At 67.1% G+C, this 3,421-nt stretch carries 4 protein-coding genes; 1 reads left to right on the top strand and 3 read right to left on the bottom strand.

Features of this window, described 5'->3' with window-relative positions; all coding sequences use genetic code 11:
* Positions 1-11: 11 nt before the first annotated feature.
* Entirely contained in the window at positions 12-1,004 is a 993-nt protein-coding gene (locus C3Y15_RS31230; RefSeq protein ID WP_011881328.1) for a LacI family DNA-binding transcriptional regulator, read from the bottom strand.
* Positions 1,005-1,230: 226 nt separating this feature from the next.
* Between C3Y15_RS31230 and C3Y15_RS31225 the strand changes: the two genes are divergently transcribed.
* The gene (locus tag C3Y15_RS31225) at positions 1,231-2,067 is read left to right on the top strand and encodes an NAD(P)-dependent oxidoreductase (RefSeq protein WP_011881329.1); all 837 of its coding nucleotides are present in this window, start codon (positions 1,231-1,233) and stop codon (positions 2,065-2,067) included.
* A gap of 20 nt (positions 2,068-2,087) precedes the next feature.
* Here the strand turns inward: C3Y15_RS31225 and C3Y15_RS31220 are convergent, their stop codons facing one another.
* Positions 2,088-2,408: a DUF1330 domain-containing protein gene (locus C3Y15_RS31220; protein WP_045578281.1), complete on the bottom strand. Its 321-nt coding sequence runs from the start codon at positions 2,406-2,408 to the stop codon at positions 2,088-2,090.
* 322 nt (positions 2,409-2,730) lie between these two features.
* The gene (locus C3Y15_RS31215; protein WP_011881331.1) at positions 2,731-3,051 is read right to left on the bottom strand and encodes a DNA-binding protein; all 321 of its coding nucleotides are present in this window, start codon (positions 3,049-3,051) and stop codon (positions 2,731-2,733) included.
* Between the last annotated feature and the right edge of the window lie 370 nt (positions 3,052-3,421).

Raw genomic sequence — 3,421 nt, 5'->3', positions numbered from 1 at the left:
CCGCCCGCCACTCACCCCACCGCCGCCGTCGATGCCCGCATGATCAACCGCGGCTCGAACGTCGAATAGCTCGCGTCGGTGCGTCCGGCGAGCGCGTCGATCAGCTTCTGCATCGCGAGCTCGCCCATGTTTTCGCTCTGGATGTCGATGGTGGTCAGCGCGGGCGCCGCGTATTGACCGTACGGCACATTGTCGATGCCGGCGACGGAAACGTCCTGCGGCAACCGGAAGCCGAGCGACGCGGCTTCCTTCATGAAGCCGAGCGCGATCAGGTCGTTGTAGCAGATCACCGCCTGCGGGCGCTGCGGCCCGAGCATCACGCGCGAGCAGGCGCGCTCGCCGGCTTCGGCGGTTGGCGCATGCGCGTCGTGCACGTCGAGCGTGAGCCCCGCTTCCGCGAGACAGTCGCGCGCCCCCTGGATCCGTTCGTCGTTCACGCGCGCGGTGCCGAAGCCGAGATACGCGATGCGCGTGTGGCCCAGGTTGAGCAGATGGCGCGCGAGCATGTAGGTGGCGAGCCGGTTGTCGATGCCGACGCTCGGGATCGGCAGGCCGGGGCTGCGTCGCAGCAGTACGAGCGGCTTGTGCAGATCGAGCATCCAGCCCGCTTCGTCGTCGGGCATCCGCGTGCTGACGATCAAGCCGTCCACGCGCTGCGCGAGCGCCTCGACCAGCGAGCGTTCGCGCGCCTGGCTTTCTTCGGTATCGACGAGCAGCAGCGTGTAGTCGTGCTGGAGCGCGACGCGGTTCGCGCCTTTGACGACGCTCGTGAAATACGGGTTGCTGATGTCGAGGATCACGAGGCCGATCGTGCGTGTGCGCCCGGTGATCATCGAGCGCGCGAGCGGATTCGAACGATAGCCGAGGCGCTCGATCGCCTCCTTGAGCCGCGCTTCGACCGTCGGTGAGAAGCGCTGCGTGCCGTTCACGAACTTGGAGACCGTCGCAACCGACACGCCGGCCTGGGCCGCCACGTCGCGGATCGTCGGGGAAACTTTTTTCATCGCAAGGGTAACGTTTACGTTCCGTTGTCCGCGATTGTGGCAGAAAACCGAGGCGGCCGGCCATCGGCCGACATCGGGAAAGTGCGGATGGCCGAGAGGGTGGCCGACCGTTGACGTTCGCCTTCGCCGCCGCGTATAGTTGGAAAACGTTTTCCGGCCAAATCGTTGCAAGCGATTGGAGGTCGGGCGCATCCGCATACCTTCAGCACAGATCCAAGGAGACTCGATGAACGCCACTTCCACCGGCGCCCGCAAGCCGTTTGCGCGCCTGCTGCTGACCGGCGCGGCCGGCAATCTCGGTCGCCAGCTGCGCGGCGCGCTCGCGAACTGGGCCGACATCGTGCGCGTGAGCGACGTCGCCGCGCTCGGCGACGCGGCGCAGCACGAGGAAACCCGGGTCGTCGACCTGTCCGATCGGCCGGCGGTGATGGACCTCGTCGACGGCGTCGACGCGATCGTCCACCTCGGCGGAATTTCGGTCGATGCGCCGTTCGACGATCTCGTCGATGCGAACATCACCGGCACGTACAACCTGTACGAAGCCGCGCGCAAGCACGGCGTGAAGCGCGTCGTGTTCGCGAGCTCGAACCATGCGATCGGTTTTCATCCGGTCACGGAAGTGCTCGACGTCGACGCGCCGCTGCGTCCGGACAGCCTCTATGGCGTGACGAAGTGCTTCGGCGAAGCGCTGTCGCGGTACTACTTCGACCGCTTCGGGATCGAGACCGTGTGCCTGCGGATCGGCTCGTCGTTCGAGGTTCCGAAGAACCCGCGCATGCTGGTGACCTTCCTCAGCTATCGCGACTTCATCGAGCTGGTGCGATGCGCGCTGCTGACGAACCGCGTCGGGCATGCGATCGTGTACGGCGTGTCGGACAACCCGGTGAAGTGGTGGGACAACACGAAGGCCGGCTTCCTCGGGTTCCGTCCGCAGGACAGCTCCGCGCAGTTCGCCGGGCTGTTTCCGGTGACCGCGCCGAGCGCCGAATACGACGATCCGGCGCAGCGTTACCAGGGCGGCGGCTTCGTCGTCGGCGAGCCGCTGGAGCGCGGCGCGAACTAGACGCCGCGGCGGCGGCGGGTTCAGCGCAGGATGTCCGTCGCCTTGTGCGACGCATCCACGCCGTCGATCAGGATCAGCGGGCCGCTCGCGTGCCGCGTGCGCAGCGGCTGGATCTGCCGGTAAGCGTCGGAGTCGTACCACGCGCGCGCGGCGGCGAGATCGGGAAACGCGATCGCGATCAGATCGCCGTGCCACTCGCCTTCGCGCACGTCGGGCCGTGCGCCATGGATCGCGAAGTGGCCGTCGAACGGCGCAAGCGTGCCGTCGATGCGTTCGAGGTATTCGACGATGTCGTCGCAGATTTGAACGTCGTGCAGGTGGGCGATGGCGTAGGCGGTCATGTCGGGCTCCTTGGCGTCGATGCGATGCGTTGATCGATGACGCCATGATCGGCACGCGCGCGACGCGCGTCGATTACCTGCGACGTAAGCAAATCTGCGCGGCTGTATGCGATGCGTTCACGCGCGCTGGCGCACCGGTGGCGGCGCCGGATCGGGTGTGGAATGGGCCGCTGGCGACGATGGTCGCGGGCCGCGCGGGTGGTGCAGCCGCTGGCGGTGTAGCAGATCGCCGCGCGATGTTGAGCGCGGCGTTACCGGAAGGGGATGGCGGGCGGCGCACTAATGGCGCCGACGGTGCGTCGCTCGGGTGCGCTCACACCGCTCACACCGGATACGCATCGTCGACTTTGAGGTTGGCGAGGCGGAACAGCGTGCGCAGCGTTTGCGGGTGAATGTCGCGGTGCGCGGCGAGCGACGTCAGCATGAAGTCGAGGACTTTCGCGTAGCGCAGCAGCACGAGGCAGCGCGCGAGGTCGGCGCGGCCGCGCATGTCCTCGGCGTAGCGCACCATCTCGGTCGACAGCGAGCGGGCCATCTCGAGTTCCATCTGCTGCTTTTCGGTCCATTCAGGCTGCGGCTGTTCGAGCAGCTTCGCGAGAAAGATCTGGAACGACGTATCGGACGAGTTGGGCAGCGTATCCATGAAATGCCTCGCAACTGGCGTGGATCGTTCGGGCTTGGCCTGAACCGGGTTCGTATATGCGCCGCTCGGCGGCGCGGCTGTTGCTGCAACGAATGCAGGTTCCGTACCAGCAACGCGATCCACTTGCCCGGCCGGTCGCGCGCGGCGCGCCGCGATGGCTGCTGTGGCGCGTCGGGACTGGCTCGCGCGGGATGTCGCGGCGTCCGGCGGACGGTCGTGTATGGTGGCGTGCGGCACGGAAAACTCGTCCGGACCGATGAAATGCTTCACCGATGTAACGTAACGCCATGGTGACGCCAGTCGCATTTTCGGGCGCGGACGCGGTGGTGTCGAGGCGTGTGCGCGGGAGGTGCGCCGGGCGGGGGTGTGC

The organism is Burkholderia sp. B10 (assembly GCF_004368385.1).
Classification (GTDB): Bacteria; Pseudomonadota; Gammaproteobacteria; order Burkholderiales; family Burkholderiaceae; genus Burkholderia; species Burkholderia vietnamiensis.
Note: the sequence above shows the minus strand (reverse complement) of the source record. Positions and strands in the feature narration are given on the sequence as shown.